Here is a 22,641-nt window from a genome sequence, read left to right as displayed (position 1 = left end):
AATTTAAGGTTATTATAACAATGTTGAAAGTTTAAACGTTGTTATCCTTAATGAAATAGATTTCTTTTATATTTTTACAGACAAATTCACCTTAACTATGAGCTCATCTTTTGAAAATTATCAAAAACGCCGATTAATATCGTCTTATTTTTCTGTGGTGTTGAGTATTGCTTTAGTCTTATTTTTACTTGGTTTACTGGGCATGCTCGTGTTAAACACAAAAAAAGTTGCCGACCATTTTAAAGAGCAAGTAGTCGTTACCATTTACTTAAAAGATACAGCTAAAGAGGTTGAAACGAAACAGCTTGAAAAAAGCTTATCGATGTCAGATTACGTAAAAACTACCGAGTATGTTTCTAAAGAACAAGCGGCAGAATTTATGAAAGCTGAAAACGGTGAAGATTTCATGAATTTCTTAGGGTATAATCCATTGCAAAATTCTATCGATGTGCATTTAAAAGCAGATTTTGTAACCTCGGAACAATTAAAAATTATTTCTGATGAAGCACTAGCAAAAACATTTGTGGACGAAGTGAGATACGATAACGATTTGGTAAACTTAATGAACGACAACGTTAAACGCATAAGTTTCTGGATTTTAGTGGTGAGCGGTGTTTTTACTTTAATTGCTGTACTGTTAATTAATAGTTCGATTAGACTTTCGGTTTACTCAAAACGATTCACAATAAAAACCATGCAAATGGTTGGTGCTACTAAGCATTTTATTAGAAAACCTTTTGTTTGGAAAAGTGTAAAACTTGGTATTATTGGTGCTATTTTAGCATTAATTGGCATGGCTATCGTGTTCTATTATTTAAATGAAACATTCCCAGATTTACAATTATTAAACAACCCAATTCTAGTAGGAGGTTTATTTTTAACCATTTTTATTTTAGGAATTTTAATTACGTGGATCAGTACTTTTATAGCCACTCAACGTTTCTTAAATTTAAAAACTGATCAATTATATTATTAATACTATGATGAAATCAATGTGCTTAGCACTCCTTATTTTATGTGTAATTAGCTGTAAAAAAGAAGTTAAAAATTTACCTGAAGATTTTGATTTTGGTGAAACTAAAGACAACGTATATATCAATCCTTATTTTGGATTAACGTTTGAATACCCTTCAGATTGGTCTTTGCAATCAAAGCACGATATAAAAGCCATTACAGATACAGGTGAAAAGTATTTAGCAAGAGAAAACACAAAAATGGGTTCTATTTTGAAGGCTTCACAAATTAACACAGCTTATTTATTTTCCATTTTCAGACATCCTTTAAAATCAACACAAGACTATAATGCGTCTTTAAGTGTTATCGCCGAAAATATTGCAGGAAACCCTGAAATTATGCGTGGTCGTGATTATTTATTTAATTCTAAAGAATTATTAAAGCAAACCCCCGCACAATATGAATTTGAAGAAGGCTTCGATACAAAAATTATTGATGGTGATACTTTTGATATATTAAGAGCCAAAGCGAGTTATGGCAGACATAATGTAGAACAAGAATTCTTTTGTATTGTACGTCATGGCTTTAGTTTGTCTTTTATATTATCATACACCAATGGAGAAGAAAAAGCGGCCTTATACAAGATTATAAACTCTATAGAATTCGAGTAATTTAAGTTTGCTTTAAGGATTCTTTTTAAATAAAACCGTTAATTTGCAGTGCTTTTAAAGCCAATGCATTATTAAAATACACATGGGAGAACAAAAACAAAAAAATCTTGAAAAAGGTGAATTTATCTTCGGAAAGAAAAACTATAAATTTATGCTTATCGGACTTGGCATTATTGCGCTAGGTTTCATTTTAATGTCCGGTGGTGGTAGCGACGACCCAAATGTTTTTAGTCCAGATATTTTTAGTTTCAGAAGAATACGATTAGCACCAACACTAATTTTAATCGGATTCGGATTTCAGATTTATGCTATTCTTTTAAATCCGAATAAGAAATAATGGAAACTATAGATGCAATTATCCTTGGTATTATTCAAGGTCTTACTGAGTTTTTACCAGTATCCTCTAGCGGACATTTAGAAATCGGAAAAGCAATTTTAGGCGATCATTCTGTACCCGAAGAAAGTTTATTATTTACAGTTGTACTTCATTTTGCAACGGCTTTAAGCACCATGGTTATTTTTAGAAAAGATATTTTAAGTCTTATAAAAGGTGCCTTAAAATTTGAATGGAACGACGATTTGCAATTCATTTCTAAAATTGCTCTTTCTATGATTCCTGCTGTTATTATAGGGTTATTTTTCGAAGAACAATTAGAATCTCTTTTTGGTGGAAATTTACTTTTAGTAGGCGCCATGTTACTCGTTACAGCCATATTACTTTTTCTTGCAGACAAAGCTAAAAGCACAGGAAAACCGGTAACTTTTAAAGATGCTTTTATCATTGGTATTTCGCAAGCTATTGCTATGTTACCAGGTATTTCAAGATCTGGAGCTACAATATCCACATCGGTTTTACTTGGAAACGACAAGACTAAAGCGGCACGTTTTTCATTTTTAATGGTGGTGCCTTTAATTTTTGGAAAAATTGCTAAAGATATTTTAGGTGGTGAATTAAATATAGAAAGTACAAATATTACGGCTCTTTCTGCAGGATTTATTGCGGCATTTGTTTGCGGACTTTTCGCTTGTACTTGGATGATTGCTTTGGTTAAGAAAAGTAAATTATCATATTTTGCCTACTATTGTGCTATTGTTGGTTTCATCGCTATCGGCTATTCCCTTCTTTATTAATATGAAAACAGTAGACGATTACTTAGACGGTCAAGTTTTATTAATTGACAAACCTTTACATTGGACCTCTTTTCAGGCCGTAAACAAACTGCGTTGGGAAATCCGTCGTACTTTCGACATTAAAAAAATTAAAGTTGGACATGCAGGAACTTTAGATCCTTTAGCAACTGGACTTTTAGTGATTTGCACTGGTAAAATGACCAAGCAAATCGATACGTTTCAAGGTCAGATAAAGGAATATACGGGAACCATTGTTTTAGGAGGCACAACGCCGTCTTTCGATTTAGAAACTGAAATTAATGAAACCTTTCCTACAGCACATATTACTGATGAATTAATACATGAAGCCACAAAACAATTTATTGGAGACATTGAACAATATCCACCCGTGTTTTCTGCAATTAAAAAAGACGGCAAACGTCTATATGAGTTTGCAAGAGCTGGTGAGACAGTCGAAATTAAACCTAGAACGATTCATATAGCAGAATTCGAGATAACGAATATTTCTGAAAATAAAGTAGAATTTAGAGTGGTTTGCAGCAAAGGAACTTACATTCGCTCTTTAGCAAACGACTTCGGAAAAGCATTACATTCAGGGGCTCATTTATCGGCACTAAGACGCACAAAAATTGGAGATTTCAATATAAACGACGCCTTAAGTCCTGAACAGTTTATAGCTGAATTAAACGGCTAAAACTTCAGGAAATACGTATATTAGTTTTGATTACACCCAATACCTACTTTTCTTGAAATTAATAGATACACATAAAGCCGCTTTAATAACTGCACTAATTGCAGGAATAGTTTTGCTTACGGTGTTTAACATGCATCTCACACAACACGCTTCTTTAATTACTGAAACCTTCTACGAAATGGAACCTGAGCGAGAAACCGCAAAGGAATTAGAACAAAAACAGCTTACCGAAGAATCCAAACAAGCAAAAACCGAAACAAATCAAGCATTTAACGAAACACAAGACAACAAACGTTTTGCTAAAGCATATAACCCTATTGCACCTCCAAAAGATTACGAGAATTCTAGATTAACACAAACCGAAGACATTACAGAAGCAGAAGAGGAACTAGAAGATACAAATTCAGATTCTGAAGAAAGCAATTCAGATGCCGACGAATTATCATCCTTCAATAGTGTAAATAGTATTTTAAAAGCAAGCACTCAAAAAAAGAGTAAATCAAACGCTTCTAACGGAAATAATTCTAGTAGTACAATGGCTATGAATGCATCCACTAATAAAAATAGTAGCGTGCATTATTCTCTTGTAGACAGAACCCATAAATATTTACCAATACCCATTTATTTGTGTGAAGCTAGTGGAAAAATCGTAATTAATATTACTGTAAGTGCTGCTGGAGACGTTGTAGATACGCGTGTAAACACTTCTTCCACTTCAAAAAACGAGTGCTTAATTGGCAGTGCCCTAGAGTACGCCAAAAAAGCACGTTTTAGTTCAGATGCATCGAAATCCTCCCAATTAGGTTCTATTACATTTTATTTTGATGGCAAAGATTAAGCTTCTAATAATGCTATTAAATCTGTAATTGTATTCTGCCCTTTATCTAAGTTATACCACGTTTGTAAAGACTCTTTAAATTCAGGAGTTAATACACCGTGTTCTGCTTTATAATCTGCAACAAATTTTGTTGCCACTGTCGGTCTTGGTCCAAATGTATTTACAACGTCTCCAGTCGTATTATCTATCATAATTAATTTCGGAATTGATTTCCCGCCGTTAGTTAAAAACATATTCATTAAGACCTCATTGGCATCACGAAGCACGACTTTAAAGTCGATATTTTCATTCAATTCTGAAACTTTATTAATTACTGGCATCACATGCGCAGCATCTCCACACCAGCTTTCAGCAATTACCAACCATGTTACATCACCTTTAAAATTTTGAATAGCTTCTGTAGCAACTTCAGTTATTTTAAGTGTTTTATCCCAACGCTTCATTCTGCTTTCGTTCACTTTTGTATATCCTACCAAATCTTCGGTTTGATTGTGCCCTGTTGTACCTCCAGTTTTAGATAACTCTTTAACTAAAACTCTAAAATCTTGATAAGACATTGCATTCTCTAAACTCTTTTGAATGATTTCGTTCTTAACTATACTGCGCGTTACTTCCATGAGATTTTTTATTAATTACCTGACAAATTTAATCCTTAAATGTATTTTTTTTGGTAACTGTTGTTACATTAGTAGTTTTAAATTTTAAACCTTACAAAATGGAAAAACACAGATGTGGTTGGTGTAAAAACGACGATTTATATGAAGCGTACCACGACTTAGAATGGGGTGTACCAGTAAAAGATGATGCGACATTATTTGAGTTTTTAATTCTTGAAACCTTCCAAGCTGGCTTAAGTTGGATTACAATTCTTAAAAAAAGAGAAAATTTCAGAGCTGCTTTAGATCATTTCGACTATAAAAAAATTGCTAATTATCCGCAATCTAAACTTGATGCTTTAGCCCAAGATGCAGGCATTGTTAGAAATAAACTTAAAATAAAAGCAACGGTAAGTAATGCGCAATCCTTCCTTAAAATTCAAGACCAATTTGGAAGTTTTAGTACCTATATCTGGAACTTTGTAGATGGTAATCCAATAAAAAACAAAGTTCAGAATTATAAAGAAGCACCAGCGAATACACCTTTGAGTGATGCGATTAGTAAAGACTTAAAAAAACGCGGATTTAAATTTGTGGGATCAACAGTAATATATGCACACATGCAGGCAACTGGAATGGTTAACGACCATGAAGTAAATTGTTTCCGATATAAGGAAGTTTAAAATCGGATTACAGATATTGTAAATATGTATCTCTTGGAATGTCTCTTCCTCCAAGACTTTCCAAATGATATGTATGAACCTGACAGTCTATAACTTTATAATTGGTATTTTGTACGAAGGTGATAAATGCCGCTTTACTGGCGTTACTTACTTTAGAGAACATACTTTCTCCACAAAACACATCGTTTCCTAAATCCAAACCATAAAACCCGCCAACTAACGTATCGTTTTCCCAAACCTCTACAGATTTTGCAAAACCCATTTTGTGAAGTTCTATATAGGATTCAGTCATATTTTTGGTAATCCAAGTACCGCTTTGACCATTGCGTTTAATTTCGGCGCAAGCCTTTATAACTTCAGGAAAAGCTTGATTTATAGTAACTGTAAAATTACAATTGCGAAGTACTTGTCTCATACTTTTAGAAATTCTTAGTTCTTCCGGATACAAAACAAAACGAGGATCTGGCGACCACCATAAAATAGAATTATCGTCCTCAAACCAAGGAAAAATACCTCGTTTATAAGCCAGCAATAACCGATCTGTAGACAAGTCGCCGCCGACGGCAATAATGCCCTCGCTAGTCGCTTCCTTAATATCTGGAAATTCTATTTTAGATTTTAAAAATTTCATACTCCTAATTTATAAAAAAGAATCAACACCCTAATAAAAAAAACCCCAACATCGTAAGATATTGAGGTTAATCACACTTTGAATTAGTCATAGTATACCCTTACTAGAAAGGTAAATCATCGTGATCGTCTTCATTTAAGCTAGACGCTGGTTCGAAAGCGTCTGCAGGTGGTCCTTGAGGAACTGCTCCTGAAGCTGCATCTTGTACGGCTTCAATTCTCCAACCTTGAATTGAGTTAAAATACTTGGTTTCTCCTTGTGGATTAACCCAATCTCTACCTCTTAAATTAATACTCACTTTTACGTTTTGTCCTACACTGAAATTGTTTAGTAAATCTGTTTTATCTTGAACAAACTCTACTAATATATGTTGAGGATACTGCTCTTCTGTTGTTACAACTAACTCTCTTTTTCTAAATCCATTACTCCCAAAAGTTTGGGTTTCACTTACCATTTTTACTTTTCCTTGTACTTCCATTACATTTAATTTTCTATTATAAAAACTCTCTTATTTTTTAATCTCTTAAGTCAATAACACTTTCCAAGCACTGTCTACGTCTCCGTAGCTTAAAAATTTATGCGCTAATTTATGCTTTTCTCTTAATGTATTTACATTTTTTATACTCGGGTAACGTTCGCCTTGCTCAACAATAAAAGCATGTACATCTTCTAACGATGGTAAAGCTTCAATATTACCCAACATACCTAAATCATTTCCAGTTAAAATCATACTATTCTTAACCGCTTCAGGCAAATTATCTACACCAATTCCTAACTTCGACGAAGGTTTTGGTATTTTAAAAAATCCCATTTTGGCACGCGTATAATAATCTTCTCCAGCACGAGAAACCAAATCTAATCGTTCCTGATTTATCGTTTTATCTGCATTCAAAATTTCTGCTGCTAAATGTATTTTAACAACTTCACAAATCACCAAATTTCCAGCACCACCTTGATCTCCTAATGCTACAATCTCGTTCACTTTACATTCAAATTGAACAGGAGCTTCACCTACACGACATGGTTTTACAATATCAGATTTTAACATTGTTAAACCTGCTTTATCAAACTCATTTACATCTTTCGCATATTCTGTACTACTTAAAGACATCTGATAAACTAAGTCGTAATTTACAACATTAATTACAACCTCTTTTGTAGATTCTACATTTAACAACGTATGTTTAACAGAATTATCACGTCCACGTCTAACTGGCGAAAATACTAAAATTGGCGGATTTGCGCTAAATACATTAAAAAAACTAAAAGGTGCTAAATTCTGATTTCCATCGGCATCTATAGTACTAGCAAAAGCGATAGGCCTTGGAGCGACTGCGCTTACCAAATACCCATATAATTCACCTGTTGTTAGATCTTTAGGCTCGAATGAAATCATTATGTGAATTTTAATTTTTTACAAAGGTAACTAATCTATCAATTAACAAAAAATGATTTGAACACTTGATCGCACAATATTATTAACAGATTTGCATTATATTACCACTAAAAATAAATTTCATGCTTTTTACCAAACATAAAAACCTCATCCGTTGGATATTTATCGGATTTTCGTTTGTTATTGTCTCCCTTATTTTATGGAATACCTATATGTTTTTTCAGAGTTTTAAAGCTGAAGAACGTATAAAAATGGAGAATTGGTCTGCTGCGCAACGCGATTTAATTAAAAGCACCAATTTAGATGGAGATATAGGTGAGTTACCGCTTCAAATTTTACAAAGCAACACCACGACTCCAATGATTATGGTGGATTTAGATGGTAATATAGAGCATAATAATTTAGATGATAAAAAAGCCAAAAACAGTGCTTACGTAAAGGATCTTATTTTAGCATTTGAAATAGAAAATAGTCCTTTAGAAATTATTTACGACGGTAGAGTTTTAAACACCTTATACTACGGAAATTCACCACTATTAAATAAACTAAAATACTATCCTATTGCTTTTGTACTTATACTCGTTCTTTTTGCAGGACTTGTGTATGTATTTTATCGAAGTACAAAAATTGCGACACAAAACAAATTATGGTCTGGGATGGCTAAAGAGACTGCACATCAGATTGGAACTCCCTTATCCTCTTTAATTGGTTGGGCTGAAATTTTAAAAATTGAGAATGTAAACCCCGAGTATATAAAGGAGATAGAAAAAGATATTAGCAGACTTGAAACTATTACCGAACGTTTTAGCAAAATAGGATCTGTCCCAACACTTGAAAAAGCCGATGTTGTTAGAGAAACTATAGAGTCTTACGATTATTTAAAAACACGTACTTCTAAATTAATCGATTTTAGCATCGATGTCCCCGATACAGAAATTCCTGTACAACTTAACACACAACTGTATAGTTGGACAATAGAAAATTTGGTTAAGAATGCAATAGACGCAATGAAAGGGCGAGGAAAATTATCTGTGGTAATTCTACCAAGTGAAAATGATGTGAAAATAAATATTACCGATACAGGAAAGGGACTAACAAAATCTCAATTTAACCGTATTTTCGAACCTGGATTTACAACCAAAAAGCGAGGTTGGGGTTTAGGTTTATCTTTAGCTCGACGTATTGTCGAGGATTTTCATGGAGGAAAAATTCGTGTGTTACAATCGGAAGTTGGCAAAGGTACAACGATGCAAATTGTATTAAAACGACACAAGGAACTAGAGCAAAAAGCCTAATTACAATGCAGCATTAATCGCATTTGCAATCTTTTGAAGCTCTTCTTTAGATACGTTTGTTTTTTGTGAAAAGCTAGCATCTTCCATCGTATTTAAAGGAATTAAATGCACGTGTGCATGCGGTACTTCAAGACCTATAACCGTCATACCAACACGATTGCAAGGCACTACTTTTTCGATAGCTATTGCTACTTGTTTAGAAAAACGCATTAAACCTATATAGAGTTCATCGTCTAAATCAAAAATTTTATCTACTTCTTTCTTTGGAATACATAACGTATGTCCTTTAGCATTTGGATTAATATCTAGAAATGCTAAGAAATCGTCTGTTTCTGCAACTTTGTAACACGGAATTTCTCCTAAAACGATTTTACTAAAAATTGAAGCCATAATAGTTAATTTAGTTACGTAAATATAAAAAGATTCCTAGAGTTTATTTACAAACCGAAATTAATTTCAGTTTAAAACTTTAGGAATCTTAATCATTAAATTGTTTGAGACTACGATCTCGAAATTTCTATAATGTCAAATTTCATGATACCACTTGGCACTTGAATTTCGGCAACATCTCCAACAGATTTACCTAATAACCCCTTACCTATTGGTGAGTTTACAGATATTCTTCCCGTCTTTAAATCGGCTTCACCATCTGCTACTAAAATGTAATTCATTTCCATACCATTGGTTTGATTTTTAATTTTCACTTTAGATAACACTAATATTTTAGAAGCGTCTAATTGCGATTCGTCTATTATACGAGCACCTGCTAAAACTTCTTCTAATTTAGAAATTTTCATCTCAAGCATGCCTTGTGCTTCTTTTGCAGCATCGTACTCAGCATTCTCACTTAAATCACCTTTATCTCTAGCTTCTCCAATTGCTTGAGATGCACGTGGTCTTTCTATATCTTTTAATTGTTTTAGTTCGTCTCTTAACCTTTTTAGCCCTTCTGCAGTGTAATAAGATACTTTACTCATAACTTCATCGTTTTAATTCAAAAAAATATGTTTCACAAACCTCAGTTTATAAAACATAAAAATCTCGCAGTACGAGATTGTGTTACAAATATACAAAATATTTATAGCAAACTACTTTTTGTTGTAAATTGCAAACCGAAATAATTACTATGAAAAAACTTTTTTTTATCGCAATAACTATCTTATTGATGGTTAATTGCAGCTCTGACGATAACGTTATTAATAATCCCAATTTACCTGACTATTCATTTGATACTGGAAACATAATTAACACGTCTTTACCTCTATATAATAGTTTAAAATTCCCAGGAAATTATATTACTTTACCGCCTCCTTATGGAATAAACGGACTTGTTTTGTATTATGCAGGTGCAGATATGTACTCGGTCTTTGAACTTAGCGACCCAAACCATCCAATTACAACATGTTCTAAGTTAACAATTAATGGCATTATAGCGACTTGTAATTGCGACGACGATAATTCGTATAATATTCTTAATGGATTACCCGAAACGGGAACCACCGGAGGTTATACATTAAAACCTTATTATGTTTCCGTAAGCGGCTCCATAATTAGAGTCTATAACAATTAAAAAAAAGCGATTCAGTTTCTGAATCGCTTTTTTTTTTAGAATTTTAAAGTTGCTCCTACCAAGAAATTAGTCGTGGCTTGCGGATAATATCCTGCACCTTCTAAAGTGGTAATAGTATCTGGATCACTCCAATCGTCATCATAAGTATAATAGTAACCGTTAGATACATATTTTACGTTAAAAACATTATTTACCAGTCCGCTTAAAACGATTGATTTAAAAATAGATTTCATTTTAAATTCATAAGTAATACTTATATCATTAACAAAATAGCTATCTAATTTAGAGGTTTCCGAATCTGTATTCCCCATATATTGTTCGCCAATAAACTTACTTAAAAGCGATACTTGGAACGCTTCGTTTGGTTGAAAAACAATAGCATTCCCCACAACTATATCTGGAGAAAACGAAATGTTTGTAGTCCCAAAATCTGTCAATTCACCATCGAAAGGCAAGTAAATCGATTTGTTTTTATTGGTGCTTATTGTAACATTTGGTTGAACTGAAAAGGCTTTAGTTAATCCTATTGCGGCTTCAATCTCTAAACCTAAACGGTAACTTTCTCCACTATTTGTTCGAATAGGGTTTCCAACATCATCAATACTCCCTGTTAAGACCAATTGCTCATTATATTGCATGTAATACACATTTGCGTTGAATTTAAAACGTTGTTTTTCGTGTCTCCAACCCAATTCAAAATCGTTTAATTGTTCAGGCTGAACATCTGGATTACTTTGAAAATCATCGCGAGTTGGCTCCCTATTAGCTCTCGCATAAGAAAAATACATATTATTATTTTGATTTAGCTCATAAGTTACACCCGCTTTAGGATTGAAAAAATTATAATGTACATCGACGATAAAAGGCAAACGGTCTGAATCTACGCCTGTAGTTTTATAGTCTACAATACGCAGTTGTAAATCGCCATATAAACTCCACTGAGAGTTTAATCTATAGGTGGCTTTTGTAAATACACTTAAATCTTGCTTCTCTCCGTTTCCATTATAATACTCATAATCTGTGCCTCCGTTACTCGCATATTGTGCCCAAATAACATCTCCAAAATGATCGCCAGAATAATAACTGTAAGACCCTCCCAAAAAGGCATTTATACTTTCATTCTTAAAATTCACATTCGCATTTGCTACATAAAAATCGTTATCTAACCAACGTCGGCGAACTAAATCTGTAGTGTAAATAGTTTCGTCACCAATAGTAACATTATCCAAACCATAGTCGGCAAAAGACTGATCTTCTTTATATTGTTCAAAATAACCACTTCCTTTAGTATAATTTAATCCCAAATTTGTAGACCAATTATTATCAAAACGTTCGTTCCAATGTAACTGATAATGATCTTGTTTATAATCATCGACTTCATTATCGTAAAATTGCACATTACCTTCTTCATCTATATAAATTCCTGCAGAATTAAATGTCCGATCTGTTTCCAGTTTTTCTTCATCAATTCCATTCCAAGATTGATAAGTGTTTTCGGTACCTCCAAAAGCGATTGCTTTTATCAATGTGTTTTCTGCAACATAAGAAGCTTGTAAAAAATAAGATTTTAAATCGGTTGAAGCGCGATCAATATATCCATCAGACTTAATAATAGACATACGTCCAGCCACTTCTATATGATCGTTTAATAAACCTGTACTAAATTTTACAGAATGTTTTTGCGTATTGAAACTTCCAAAACTATTAGAAATTTCTGCATTTGATGTGTTAGAAACCGCGTCTGTTAAGATGTTAATACTTGCACCAAAAGCACCAGAACCGTTTGTAGATGTACCAACACCACGCTGCAATTGCAGGCTTTCTGTAGATGATGCCATATCTCCTAAATTCACCCAAAACGTACCTAAAGATTCTGCATCGTTATAAGGGATTCCGTTTATAGTAACATTGGTAGACTGCCCACTTACACCACGAACACGAATTCCGGTATATCCAATTCCTGCACCAGCATCACTAGTTGTAACCACCGATGGAAGAAAATTTAATAAAATAGGAATATCTTGTCCTAGGTTTCTTTTAGCCAACTGTTCTTTATCCATATTGGAATGCGTTATTGGCGAAGTGGCATCCACACGGACAGCTAACACTAAAATTTCATCTAAAGATTCTGTCTTTACTTTAGTAGTATCTTGTGTTTTTCCCTCTTGAGAAAACGCTGTAAAACTTGTAATTACACAGCATATTAAAACAAAAAAATGTTTCATTCGATATTGTATTAACCGAATAAAAAGAGGCCCTTATTCTATATTTTATAATGATTTTATTTGTGAGCGCTTAAACTATCACGATATTAAAAATGTTATCTTTCATATTAAAAATAAGACATATATAAATATGCTTAGATTTAGAAGGAAAAACAGCATTGAATTTTTTCGTACTAGTTAAAAACATCAACTAGACATTTTTTAACGCTCGTTTCCTAAACAGCATTACCTGTTCCAGGTTCAATGGGTATGATCTCAGCCGATATAGGCACCCCTTTATTTGAGAACATTACAAAGGTAGAAACAATTCTGATTACTTCTAATTATTTCTGTAAAATTCTAATCTAAGTTTGGTTTACGTCTAGACACTTTCCGTTCTGAAACGACACGCTTACCTTTTAGACGTTTTTTTATAGCTGATTTAGGAATTCTTGTTGGCCGGCGTTTCTTCTGAACTTTAAGTCCGTCGTGGATAGATTGTAAAAAACGACTGATAACCAATTCCTTGTTTTTATGCTGACTACGACTTTCGTCGCATTGCAATAACAATACCTGATTTTTAGTTAATCTAGGCTGAAGTTTGGTTATGAGTCGTTCTTTCTGTCCTTCGTTTAATGCTGAAGAGTCTAAAACACTAAAGCTTAATTCTACTTTCGATGAGACCTTATTTACATGTTGACCTCCAGCGCCAGAACTGCGTACGGCTTTAAAAGATAATTCTGAAATAAGTTGAGTTTCATCAATCATATTTACATTTGATGCGCTGGTTTCAATAAATCGGCAACTGTCTTTACTGGATTAAATGTATTTAATGGCACCTCTACAAAAACGGTACTCCAATTTGCCATGGCCCCATTCCATAATCCTGGTAATTCAAGGGCTAATAAGTCTTTTCCTTCTTTCGTTTTCTGAGTAATAAATCCTGTTTTAGGATCTACAAATTGTAATAAATCGAAACCGTTACCTTGGTAGTCTTTTGCACTACAAACCAAATCTACCGGATTAAAATGGGTTGCTTTGTTTAATAAATCTTTCTGAATAGCATTCTCAATATCGATTTGAGCCGACTCGACAATTTGAAGTGATAAATTACCATTGTGATCTTCTATCCAAAATGGACCTCCTCCAGTATCTCCGTCATTTTTAACCATCCCACAAATTCGAATAGGGCGATTTAGTTTTTCTTTTAAAAATTCAATTTGATGACTATTAGCTAAGCTCGCAAAATCATTTGGAACATAAACGTTTAACTTTCGTGTTAGAAATTCAGCAATTTCAATTAATTCTGCTTCATCTGCTTCACCTTTATCTAAATCTTTCAAATAGGTAAACGCTTGCTCCTGCACTTCTAAAAGCACACCTGCAAGCACCTTTTTATATTCAACAATATTATCTTTAAACTTAGAGACAACAACGTTATCTATGTTTTTAATAAAGATAACATCTGCATCTAAATCGTTTAAATTCTCTATTAAAGCACCATGACCTGAAGGTCTAAACAACAATTTACCATCGTCTTCGCGAAAAGCGTCTTTGTTTGGAGTAAGTGCTATAGTGTCTGTAGATTGTTTTTGAAATGAGAACGAAACATTATAGTCCAATTTCGTATCCTTCTCTACTAGTGGTTTTATAGTCTTGAATTCAGCTTCAAATTTATCATTATGAGTTTCTGAAATCGTAAAGTGTAAATTCGCTTTACCATTTGCTGAAGCATAAGAAGCCGCTTCGAATAAATGCTCTTCGAACGCTGTAGAAATATGATCGTCGTACTTATGAAAAGGCAATAATCCTTTTGGAAAAGCACCGTAATCTAAATACTTTTCATCAAGCATGACGTTTACAAAAATCCATTTTTGCTTATCAGCATTGTAGGATTTATAATCGGGGTAACTTTTATTAATTACCTCCATTACTAATTCGTAAAAAGGTAATTCTTCTAGCCCTTTAAAAAATGAAGCTATATTTGTATCGTTATTTTTATCAACGTAGGTATTGAAAGACTCCTCGCCTTCCGGATTAAATTTAGCAACAAAATTGAATAGATTTTTAAACATTCTCGTTGCTGCTCCAGAAGCAGGTACAAACTTTAAAACTGATAAACCTTTACGTTTCTCATCGTAAGCATCTACATATGTTTTACGCTCGTCTTCGGTAAACTTTAATATACCATGGTTTATTATTGCTGGCGATTCTAAATCTATAAACGGAATTCCGTTTTTAAACTGCTCTACTTGCGAATCAATTTTTTTTAGGGTTAATCCCTTATCTCCTATTTGTTTTAAATCTTTTTCTGAAAAATTCATGCGTGTTCTAATATTAAATTGTCGATATGTTTTACTGCCAAATCGAACCGCTCTTTAAAGGATCCTTTTAGTAAAACATAAGGTTTCTGGTTATCGTCTAATGCCTTTTGAAATGCATTAAACATAGTTTGTCTTTCGTTAGGTTTGTCTCTAACTTCGTCTGCTTCCCAAGGGATGTCAATATACGTTAAAAAGTACAAATTATACTGATTTTGAATGGCTGAAGCTGTTAAATCTTCATTATAAAACCCTTCGTAATACACTTCTGCATAGACTTTAGTCTCCAATAAATTGGTATCGCAAATTAATAGCTTTTCTACAGTTTTGCTTAACTCATTCTCTAAAAAAATTTGCCCTTTTGCAATTGGCATCACATCATTTGCGGATAAGGTTTCATTCGTTTTTAATTTTTCTAAGGCGTATGTCCTCGAATACTCTGGAACAAAAACAGTATTGTAATGTGTTGCTAATTGTCTTGCCAACACGGTCTTCCCTGTCGATTCTGGACCGAATAACACAATTTTTAAGAGGTTTGAAGGTCGTTGTCTAAGGTCTTCTTCCATGCGTAATATCCTGAAATTGCTATAAATGTAAATCCTAAATACTGTAAGCTAGTAAACGTAAATCCTTTATAAAAATAAAGCGGAATAGAAATAATATCGGCTATAATCCAAAGGATCCAATTCTCTAATTTGCGTTTTGCCATAAGCCACATTCCTACAAAAAACAAAGCTGTTGTAAGTATATCTACCCAAGCAACCCAACTTGTTAATTTATCGAAAATGGTATAAACCGCATACACAAAAACCATAGTTGCAAAAAAGATGGCGACACCAATTTTTTGTTCTTTTGCTGTTGTTCTGGTTATTGGTGTTAGATGATCTTCATCTACTTTACGTGTCCAAATGTACCAACCGTAAACACTCATTATAAAATAGTAAGCATTTATCATCATATCGCCTAACAAGCCCCAATGCCACAAAAGGTAAACAAAAATTAGGGTACTAATCATACCTGTCGGAAACACCAGAATATTATTCTGTTTAGAATACCACACCGACATAAATCCGAAAATTACAGCTACAATTTCTAATACAATATTTATAGTCTGATAATCTGCGTATTGTCCGAATAGAAAATTAAAAATTTGGGACATAGTCACTTCTATCGCTCTTCACAATTTTCATGTTTGCAATCACACCTTCTTGATTTTGGAATGATGTTCTAAGGGCATCTGTTAAAAATGGCATAACTTTATCGAAGTCGCCATACACTTGTGTACTTAACGGATTTTCTAGAACTGTAAATTCAGAAGCTCTTAAGTCTTTAATAAATTCCTGAATAGGTGGTTCGTAATCTTTATTTAAAGGCATTAAGGTTAATTCTACAGATATTTCCATGACTCATTTTTTAGTAATTAATTTCAAAATGACAAAGAGTCATTTTGAAGAATAACCAAAAGTACTAAGGTTTTTAGTTTTAATGAATTAATTCGGAAATAATTTAATTGTTTACCAACGTTTAAGATCGTTGAACAAATCTTCGTTCTTTTCTAGAGCTGTACCGATAACAACAATATTTGCACCCGCATCGAAAGCGAGCTCCATTTGTGCTTTAGATCTTATACCTCCTCCTACTATTAATGGAATAGTTAAATCGCTACTTACTGCTTTTATAATCTCTGGGGAAACTGGACTTTTAGCGCCACTACCAGCCTCTAAATACATAAGTCGCATACCTAGTAATTCGCCTGCCAAAGCTGTATTTACAATATTTTCTATTTGTTTAGATGGCATAGGCTCGGTTTCTGTAACCTTTTGTATTGTAGTCATCTCACCATTTTCAATTAAAAGATATCCCGTTGGAATAATTTCTAAACTGGTTTCTTTTAATCTCGGAATAGCTTCTACATGCTTACCTATTAAATACGCAGGATTTCTTCCAGATAAAAGGGATAGAAACAACAATGCATTCGCTTTGTTTGTAATTTGAGCGACATCGCCAGGAAATAAAATAACAGGAAGTTTAGTATGTTGTTTAATCTCTAGAACCAAAGGCTCGGTAAGATCTACAGGAACGGTGCTCCCACCAACAAAAATATAATTCGCTACAGATTTATTAATTTTGTTTACGAATTTTTCAACATCACTAAGTCTTATTTTTTCAGGATCAATAAGTATAGCTAACTGTTTTTTATTACTAAAAATGTTATGTTGAATATTGGTTAATACGTTCTTCATTTATGTTACAGTGTATACACAAGTAAAATCTTCGATCTCTAAAAAATAGATATCAAATCGACTCTTGTTTTCTTTATAATCAATCCAAGCAGTTGTTTTGCCTTCTTTTAAATCAAAAGGTATCACCAAAATATGATTATAAAAACTTAATCCTGGTGTTGCATATAATTTATATAATGCCTCTTTTGCACCCCAAATAACGGTAAGTTTTTTAACAAAATCAATTTCATTTTCATTTAAGTAGCAGAATTCATAATTTGAAAATTTATGTGCTATTAATTTCACTTTTTCTCGATTTTTCTCAATATCTATTCCTGTTTTAGTATCACTTATAATAACTCCAGAGAATGTAAATGAATGTGTAATAGAAATATGCTTACCATCTTTTAGGTGAGGCTTGCCATATTGGTCGTAAAACAAATCGAAATCGGTATAACCAAATGAAGCCAAAAGATATCGCACACTTAAAAATCCACGTTGATGAAGTTCACTTTTCATGCCTAAAACGCGCGATAAACTTTCAGGTTTTAGCTTAACTCCCTGAAACAATTCATCATAAGATTCTGTAATCTTCCAAATCTTAACAGTAGTTTGTGAGTTTGGATTTAGTGTTTTATATACTGGCATTTATATTTCTCGTACTAATTATGTAACTTTGCACTCTTAAATTTAGAGACAAATATACAATTATGAATACAAAAACGATTCCTTACGTACCTTATAAAGTAAAAGACATGTCGCTTGCGGCTTGGGGAAGAAAAGAAATTGAATTAGCCGAAGCAGAAATGCCAGGATTAATGAGCCTTCGTGAAGAGTACAAAGAAAGTCAGCCATTAAAAGGCGCAAGAATTGCAGGATGTTTACATATGACGATTCAGACAGCGGTTTTAATTGAAACTTTAAAAGCTTTAGGAGCTGAAGTAACTTGGAGTTCTTGTAATATTTTCTCTACTCAAGATCAAGCTGCTGCTGCGATCGCAGAAGGTGGTACTGCTGTTTACGCTTGGAAAGGATTAACTGAAGAAGAATTTGAATGGTGTATTGAGCAGACTTTATTCTTTGGTGAAGATAGAAAACCTCTAAACATGATTTTAGATGATGGTGGAGATTTAACCAATATGGTTTTAGATAAATATCCTGAATTCGTTGATGGTATTAATGGTTTATCTGAAGAAACAACTACAGGAGTTCACCGTTTATACGAACGTATGAAAAACGGAACTTTACCAATGCCTGCAATTAACATTAACGATTCTGTTACAAAATCTAAATTCGACAACAAATACGGATGTCGTGAAAGTGCTGTAGATGCGATTCGTCGTGCAACAGATATTATGTTAGCTGGAAAACGTGTAATCGTTTGTGGTTATGGTGATGTTGGTAAAGGTACAGCTGCTTCTTTTAAAGGCGCAGGTAGTATTGTTACTGTTACAGAAATAGACCCTATTTGTGCATTACAAGCAGCAATGGACGGTTTTGAGGTTAAAAAATTAGAGAATGTTATTACTACTGCAGATATTGTAATTACAACTACTGGAAATAAAGATATCGTACGTGCTGAACATTTTAAAGCAATGAAAGATAAAACCATCGTATGTAACATTGGTCACTTCGATAACGAAATCCAAGTAGGATGGTTAAATGATAACTACGGTGATACTAAAGATACGATTAAGCCTCAGGTAGACAAATATACAATAGACGGAAAAGATATTATTCTTTTAGCTGAAGGTCGTTTAGTAAACTTAGGTTGTGCAACTGGACATCCAAGTTTTGTAATGAGTAACTCATTCACAAACCAAACGTTAGCTCAAATCGAATTGTGGACTAACAGAGATGCTTACGAAAACGAAGTATACATGTTACCTAAACATTTAGATGAAAAGGTTGCAAAATTACACTTAGCTAAAATAGGTGTAGAACTTACTGAATTAAAAGCAGATCAAGCTGAATATATTGGTGTAACTATTGAAGGTCCTTACAAACCAGAATACTACAGATACTAATTAAGCGAATACTTCTAGATAACTAGAGCATTACGTTTTTTAGATATAGAAAATCCCAAACAACTTTGTTTGGGATTTTTTTATTAGATATGTTTTCCTAAATGAATACTGTAGCAATAAGCCCAAAAGTCCTCTATTTTTGTTTCTTAAAAATATAACTCAACCATATTGGACTATCTTTTTCAGTTATTGAAGTTCTATCGACAAACTCCCAATTATTAGCATTCATATAGTTTAGTAAATCAGAAGTACTGCCTAGGGCTTCAATAGATTTTGCCGTAACTGTCTTTCCCTCAAGTGATTTTTGTTTATTAACTTCAATACGTTTTACTTTCCCACTATTATCCATCTTTTGGAAAACAATAACTTCTAGATAGTCAAATTTTGTAATCTCTTGCGCACTAGCTTCATACACGCTAAATAGCATTATTGCTATTAATAAGACACCTGTTTTTATATTTCTCATTTTTTTGTTTTTAAAAAATAAATTTACGACAAAATTTCAAACAAAAAACCCTTTCAGTAAAAACTGAAAGGGTTTTTTTTATAAATTAGAAATGCTTCTTAAGCCTCGAAAGGAACTATAGAAACGTAAGACTTGTTGTCTTTTTTCTTAGTAAATTTCACAACACCATCAACTCTAGCGTGTAATGTGTGGTCTTTACCTCCATACACATTTTCACCTGGGTGATGTGTATTTCCTCTTTGTCTTATGATGATATTTCCAGCAATTGCAGCTTGACCACCAAAAATCTTAACACCTAAACGTTTTGATTCTGATTCTCTACCGTTTTTAGAACTACCTACCCCTTTTTTGTGAGCCATTGTCTTAAGGTTTTATATTGTTAATATTCTTTTATTTGTTTTTCAACAAAGCTTTTGCTTGTTTAACCCATTCGTCAGCTTCAATTTTCTCACGAGTGATACCATCAATAGCAGAAAGTTCTTCTCTATCGGCAGCTTTTAATTTACTGATTTGCTCGAATGTATAAACACCTAGCTCATTAAGCTTGTCTTCATAAACAGGACCAATTCCGTTAATTAATTTCAAATCGTCAGCATCAGCTTTTAAAGCTGTTCCAATGCTATGAAGTACTTTATCGATATTAATTTCGATATTCGCATCTTCAGCACGGTGCTCTGCACGTGTTACTAAATTTTCACTAATTTCAACTTCTTTCTTAGTTGCTTTAGCTTTTGTTGCTGGTGCAGCTTTTTTAGCTCCAGAACCAGCAATACTTTCAATTACGATTTCAGTAAGAGCTTGACGGTGACCGTTTTTAACACGGTATCCTTTACGTCTCTTTTTCTTGAAAACAATAACTTTTTCACCTTGAAGGTGTCTTAAGATTTTTGCACTTACTAGTGCTCCACCTATAGCCGGGGCGCCTACAGTAATACTATCACCATCTCCAATAAGAAGTACATTATCAAATGATATTGCATCTCCTTCTTCTGAAGCTAAACGGTGAACATACACTCTTTGGTCTTTTACAACTTTAAATTGTTGCCCTGCTATCTCTACAATTGCGTACATAGCGTAACGTTTTTATTTATTAATTTTACTCAAAAATGAGTGCAAATATACATCTAAATAATTAAACTACAAACGTTTTATGTAAATTGAAATAAAATTATTTATTTTTTAATTGGCTATTTCTTAAGCTGAAGTTTATTTTCCAATTACATTCACTTTTTAAATGGCTTCAAAACTTAATCCTTAGAAAACATTTTCGCGCTTCTAATCTAGCATTTAAACCTAATTAACGGTCGACGCTTCTATTATTTTTAGTTTTTTTTATTCGCTAAATACACTCCTAATAATATAATAAGAGATGCAAAACCTTGTAATAAACTAAACCCTTCTCCATCTAAAAAGCCCCAAGTTAAAGCTACAATTGGCATTACATAAGTTACAGACGATGCAAAAACCGGAGTAGAAATTCTAATTAACTTATTAAATAACACCTTAGCTAATGCTGTTCCGAAAAAGGATAAAATGAACACATAAACCATAGCCATTTTTAATTCTGGCTTTTGTAAATTAGATGCTTCAAAAAAATCAGAAAACAGTAAAATTACAAGCGCAGGAATTATAATAAACACATAATTTCCAGTAGCAATCGTTAGAGGTTTTAAATGCTGCAAATGGCTTTTAATAATATTCACATTAAAGGCATACATTACAGTTGCCAAAACAATATAACCTGCATATAAATAATTCTGATGCGGATTTAAATCGGCACCTTTCATAACCAATAGAGCAGTCCCTATAAAACCTAAAGCGACACCTAAAATTTGCCGTTTTGATGAAGCTATCTGAAATACCGCAAAACCAACTAATACTGTTTGCAGCGGTACTAACGAATTTAAAATAGACGCAATAGCACTATCTATTTCTGTTTCTGCAATAGCAAATAAAAATGCTGGTATAAACGATCCAAAAACCCCTGATAATATAACCCATTTCCAAGCAGGCTTATCTATTGTTTTTACATGCTTAAGACCTACTGTAAATAAAATTAATGCTGTAAAAATAGTACGCAAAGCACCCAGCTGAAAAGGTGTTACACCAATAAGTGCTTTTTTCATTAAAATAAAGGAACTTCCCCAAATTAATGATAACACAAAAAGATATCCCCATTTTGAAGTGTTTTCGCTCATAAAACTTTTTATAATGCTACAAAAATGAAACTTTTAACACAAAAAATCACATTAATTATTAAATTTGTTCACCTTATAAATACTATTAACCTTATGTCTCATATTAAAATTATTCTTGTTTTATTTTTAGTTTCTATTTTATCATTTTCATGTAAAAATAAAGCTGAACCAGAAATAAAAACTATAGAAACGGTAACTACTACAGAAATAGCTACAAAAACGTTAGACCCAAATGCAACTTATGCAAAAGCAGAATTTTCTATTGAGGGGATGACGTGTGCTATTGGATGTGCAAAAACAATTGAAAAGAAACTTTCTAATCTTGACGGTATGAAATCTGCAACTGTAGATTTCGATAAAAGATTAGCTATGGTAGAATACGACGAAGCTAAAGTAAACGCATCTATTCTTGTAGAAACGGTTACAAAAGCAGGAGATATGTACACGGTTACAGACATAGAAACTGTTGAAAATTTTGACACGGCTAGCACTTGTAAAGCCGACTGTAAAATGGCATGTTGTGCAGATAAAGCAACCACTAATTCAGCTACTAAAGAAGCTTGTAAAGCAGATTGTGAAAAAGCATGTTGTAAAGACAAAGTAGAAGGTGCAGACAAAACTATGGCTTGTACTTCCACAGGAACAAAAGCATGTTGTACTGCTACTAAAGCATAAATTTAAATTTCTATATAAAAAAAAAGCATCTCTTTCGGGATGCTTTTTCTGTTTTTATAATACCTTTAA

29 protein-coding genes are annotated in these 22,641 nt (G+C 33.1%); 11 read left to right on the top strand and 18 right to left on the bottom strand.

Features of this window, described 5'->3' with window-relative positions; all coding sequences use genetic code 11:
• The first annotated feature begins 97 nt into the window (after positions 1 to 97).
• The 6 genes from R6X41_RS00465 to R6X41_RS00440 all read left to right on the top strand — a co-directional run bounded on the left by R6X41_RS00465 (position 98) and on the right by R6X41_RS00440 (position 4,288).
• Positions 98 to 976, top strand: a complete 879-nt coding sequence (locus R6X41_RS00465) for a cell division protein FtsX (protein WP_318496694.1) — start codon at positions 98 to 100, stop codon at positions 974 to 976.
• 4 nt (positions 977 to 980) lie between these two features.
• Complete coding sequence (locus tag R6X41_RS00460) at positions 981 to 1,625, top strand: hypothetical protein (RefSeq protein ID WP_318496693.1); 645 nt, start codon at positions 981 to 983, stop codon at positions 1,623 to 1,625.
• Between the two features lie 82 nt (positions 1,626 to 1,707).
• Positions 1,708 to 1,962 carry a DUF3098 domain-containing protein gene (locus tag R6X41_RS00455; protein WP_318496692.1) on the top strand — a complete coding sequence of 85 codons (255 nt, stop codon included), beginning with the start codon at positions 1,708 to 1,710 and terminating at the stop codon, positions 1,960 to 1,962.
• Positions 1,962 to 2,756: an undecaprenyl-diphosphate phosphatase gene (locus R6X41_RS00450; protein ID WP_318496691.1), complete on the top strand. Its 795-nt coding sequence runs from the start codon at positions 1,962 to 1,964 to the stop codon at positions 2,754 to 2,756. Before R6X41_RS00455 ends, R6X41_RS00450 begins: the two co-directional genes overlap by 1 nt.
• A gap of 1 nt (position 2,757) precedes the next feature.
• Positions 2,758 to 3,450, top strand: coding sequence for a tRNA pseudouridine(55) synthase TruB (gene truB / locus R6X41_RS00445; protein ID WP_318496690.1), 693 nt, complete (start codon positions 2,758 to 2,760; stop codon positions 3,448 to 3,450).
• A gap of 52 nt (positions 3,451 to 3,502) precedes the next feature.
• On the top strand, positions 3,503 to 4,288 hold the full coding sequence (locus R6X41_RS00440) for a hypothetical protein (protein ID WP_318496689.1): 786 nt from the start codon (positions 3,503 to 3,505) through the stop codon (positions 4,286 to 4,288).
• On the opposite strand, the gene R6X41_RS00435 is transcribed toward R6X41_RS00440, so the two are convergent.
• Complete coding sequence (locus tag R6X41_RS00435; protein ID WP_318496688.1) at positions 4,285 to 4,905, bottom strand: thioredoxin family protein; 621 nt, start codon at positions 4,903 to 4,905, stop codon at positions 4,285 to 4,287. The two genes, R6X41_RS00440 and R6X41_RS00435, sit on opposite strands and share 4 nt — an antisense overlap.
• Before the next feature lie 98 nt (positions 4,906 to 5,003).
• On the opposite strand from R6X41_RS00435, the gene R6X41_RS00430 reads away from it, so the two are divergent.
• Entirely contained in the window at positions 5,004 to 5,567 is a 564-nt protein-coding gene (locus R6X41_RS00430; RefSeq protein WP_318496687.1) for a DNA-3-methyladenine glycosylase I, read from the top strand.
• Positions 5,568 to 5,574: 7 nt separating this feature from the next.
• Here the strand turns inward: R6X41_RS00430 and aat are convergent, their stop codons facing one another.
• From aat to R6X41_RS00415, 3 genes are all read right to left on the bottom strand, one after another.
• Positions 5,575 to 6,198: a leucyl/phenylalanyl-tRNA--protein transferase gene (gene aat / locus R6X41_RS00425; protein WP_318496686.1), complete on the bottom strand. Its 624-nt coding sequence runs from the start codon at positions 6,196 to 6,198 to the stop codon at positions 5,575 to 5,577.
• Between the two features lie 103 nt (positions 6,199 to 6,301).
• Positions 6,302 to 6,676 carry a DUF3127 domain-containing protein gene (locus R6X41_RS00420; RefSeq protein ID WP_318496685.1) on the bottom strand — a complete coding sequence of 125 codons (375 nt, stop codon included), beginning with the start codon at positions 6,674 to 6,676 and terminating at the stop codon, positions 6,302 to 6,304.
• A gap of 45 nt (positions 6,677 to 6,721) precedes the next feature.
• Positions 6,722 to 7,594 (bottom strand): flavin reductase family protein, encoded by an 873-nt coding sequence (locus R6X41_RS00415; protein ID WP_318496684.1) that lies wholly within the window; start codon positions 7,592 to 7,594, stop codon positions 6,722 to 6,724.
• Positions 7,595 to 7,716: 122 nt separating this feature from the next.
• On the opposite strand from R6X41_RS00415, the gene R6X41_RS00410 reads away from it, so the two are divergent.
• Entirely contained in the window at positions 7,717 to 8,889 is a 1,173-nt protein-coding gene (locus tag R6X41_RS00410) for a sensor histidine kinase (RefSeq protein WP_318496683.1), read from the top strand.
• Here R6X41_RS00410 and R6X41_RS00405 read toward each other — a convergent pair whose 3' ends face one another.
• Both R6X41_RS00405 and greA read right to left on the bottom strand, forming a co-directional pair.
• Positions 8,890 to 9,279: an HIT family protein gene (locus R6X41_RS00405; RefSeq protein WP_318496682.1), complete on the bottom strand. Its 390-nt coding sequence runs from the start codon at positions 9,277 to 9,279 to the stop codon at positions 8,890 to 8,892. It abuts the gene before it with no gap.
• Positions 9,280 to 9,389: 110 nt separating this feature from the next.
• Positions 9,390 to 9,866: a transcription elongation factor GreA gene (gene greA, locus R6X41_RS00400; RefSeq protein ID WP_318496681.1), complete on the bottom strand. Its 477-nt coding sequence runs from the start codon at positions 9,864 to 9,866 to the stop codon at positions 9,390 to 9,392.
• A gap of 149 nt (positions 9,867 to 10,015) precedes the next feature.
• Here greA and R6X41_RS00395 point away from each other — a divergent pair, with 149 nt between their 5' ends.
• A complete protein-coding gene (locus R6X41_RS00395; protein WP_318496680.1) occupies positions 10,016 to 10,459 on the top strand; it encodes a hypothetical protein in 444 nt (147 codons plus the stop codon).
• Between the two features lie 35 nt (positions 10,460 to 10,494).
• Here the strand turns inward: R6X41_RS00395 and R6X41_RS00390 are convergent, their stop codons facing one another.
• The 8 genes from R6X41_RS00390 to R6X41_RS00355 all read right to left on the bottom strand — a co-directional run bounded on the left by R6X41_RS00390 (position 10,495) and on the right by R6X41_RS00355 (position 17,854).
• Positions 10,495 to 12,684, bottom strand: coding sequence for a TonB-dependent receptor (locus R6X41_RS00390; protein ID WP_318496679.1), 2,190 nt, complete (start codon positions 12,682 to 12,684; stop codon positions 10,495 to 10,497).
• A gap of 339 nt (positions 12,685 to 13,023) precedes the next feature.
• On the bottom strand, positions 13,024 to 13,431 hold the full coding sequence (arfB, locus tag R6X41_RS00385; RefSeq protein ID WP_318496678.1) for an alternative ribosome rescue aminoacyl-tRNA hydrolase ArfB: 408 nt from the start codon (positions 13,429 to 13,431) through the stop codon (positions 13,024 to 13,026).
• 2 nt (positions 13,432 to 13,433) lie between these two features.
• Positions 13,434 to 14,987 carry a DUF4301 family protein gene (locus R6X41_RS00380; protein WP_318496677.1) on the bottom strand — a complete coding sequence of 518 codons (1,554 nt, stop codon included), beginning with the start codon at positions 14,985 to 14,987 and terminating at the stop codon, positions 13,434 to 13,436.
• Positions 14,984 to 15,550: an ATP-binding protein gene (locus R6X41_RS00375; protein WP_318496676.1), complete on the bottom strand. Its 567-nt coding sequence runs from the start codon at positions 15,548 to 15,550 to the stop codon at positions 14,984 to 14,986. The genes R6X41_RS00380 and R6X41_RS00375 overlap by 4 nt, the downstream gene beginning before the upstream one ends.
• Positions 15,511 to 16,143 (bottom strand): nicotinamide riboside transporter PnuC, encoded by a 633-nt coding sequence (gene pnuC, locus R6X41_RS00370; protein WP_318496675.1) that lies wholly within the window; start codon positions 16,141 to 16,143, stop codon positions 15,511 to 15,513. The genes R6X41_RS00375 and pnuC overlap by 40 nt, the downstream gene beginning before the upstream one ends.
• Positions 16,127 to 16,387: a thiamine-binding protein gene (locus tag R6X41_RS00365; protein WP_318496674.1), complete on the bottom strand. Its 261-nt coding sequence runs from the start codon at positions 16,385 to 16,387 to the stop codon at positions 16,127 to 16,129. Before R6X41_RS00365 ends, pnuC begins: the two co-directional genes overlap by 17 nt.
• A gap of 111 nt (positions 16,388 to 16,498) precedes the next feature.
• Complete coding sequence (locus R6X41_RS00360; RefSeq protein WP_318496673.1) at positions 16,499 to 17,227, bottom strand: phosphoglycerol geranylgeranyltransferase; 729 nt, start codon at positions 17,225 to 17,227, stop codon at positions 16,499 to 16,501.
• Complete coding sequence (locus tag R6X41_RS00355; RefSeq protein WP_318496672.1) at positions 17,228 to 17,854, bottom strand: 4'-phosphopantetheinyl transferase family protein; 627 nt, start codon at positions 17,852 to 17,854, stop codon at positions 17,228 to 17,230.
• A 62-nt stretch (positions 17,855 to 17,916) separates the two neighbouring features.
• Here R6X41_RS00355 and ahcY point away from each other — a divergent pair, with 62 nt between their 5' ends.
• Complete coding sequence (gene ahcY, locus R6X41_RS00350) at positions 17,917 to 19,233, top strand: adenosylhomocysteinase (protein WP_318496671.1); 1,317 nt, start codon at positions 17,917 to 17,919, stop codon at positions 19,231 to 19,233.
• Positions 19,234 to 19,366: 133 nt separating this feature from the next.
• On the opposite strand, the gene R6X41_RS00345 is transcribed toward ahcY, so the two are convergent.
• From R6X41_RS00345 to R6X41_RS00330, 4 genes are all read right to left on the bottom strand, one after another.
• The gene (locus tag R6X41_RS00345) at positions 19,367 to 19,699 is read right to left on the bottom strand and encodes a hypothetical protein (protein WP_318496670.1); all 333 of its coding nucleotides are present in this window, start codon (positions 19,697 to 19,699) and stop codon (positions 19,367 to 19,369) included.
• 98 nt (positions 19,700 to 19,797) lie between these two features.
• On the bottom strand, positions 19,798 to 20,058 hold the full coding sequence (rpmA, locus tag R6X41_RS00340) for a 50S ribosomal protein L27 (protein ID WP_318496669.1): 261 nt from the start codon (positions 20,056 to 20,058) through the stop codon (positions 19,798 to 19,800).
• A 31-nt stretch (positions 20,059 to 20,089) separates the two neighbouring features.
• The gene (gene rplU, locus R6X41_RS00335; protein ID WP_318496668.1) at positions 20,090 to 20,770 is read right to left on the bottom strand and encodes a 50S ribosomal protein L21; all 681 of its coding nucleotides are present in this window, start codon (positions 20,768 to 20,770) and stop codon (positions 20,090 to 20,092) included.
• A 251-nt stretch (positions 20,771 to 21,021) separates the two neighbouring features.
• Positions 21,022 to 21,897: a DMT family transporter gene (locus R6X41_RS00330; protein WP_318496667.1), complete on the bottom strand. Its 876-nt coding sequence runs from the start codon at positions 21,895 to 21,897 to the stop codon at positions 21,022 to 21,024.
• 24 nt (positions 21,898 to 21,921) lie between these two features.
• Here R6X41_RS00330 and R6X41_RS00325 point away from each other — a divergent pair, with 24 nt between their 5' ends.
• Positions 21,922 to 22,572, top strand: a complete 651-nt coding sequence (locus tag R6X41_RS00325; RefSeq protein WP_318496666.1) for a heavy-metal-associated domain-containing protein — start codon at positions 21,922 to 21,924, stop codon at positions 22,570 to 22,572.
• Positions 22,573 to 22,641 lie beyond the last annotated feature (69 nt).

Source organism: Formosa sejongensis, assembly GCF_033447105.1.
In the GTDB taxonomy this organism is placed as follows: Bacteria; Bacteroidota; Bacteroidia; order Flavobacteriales; family Flavobacteriaceae; genus Formosa.
Note: the sequence above shows the minus strand (reverse complement) of the source record. Positions and strands in the feature narration are given on the sequence as shown.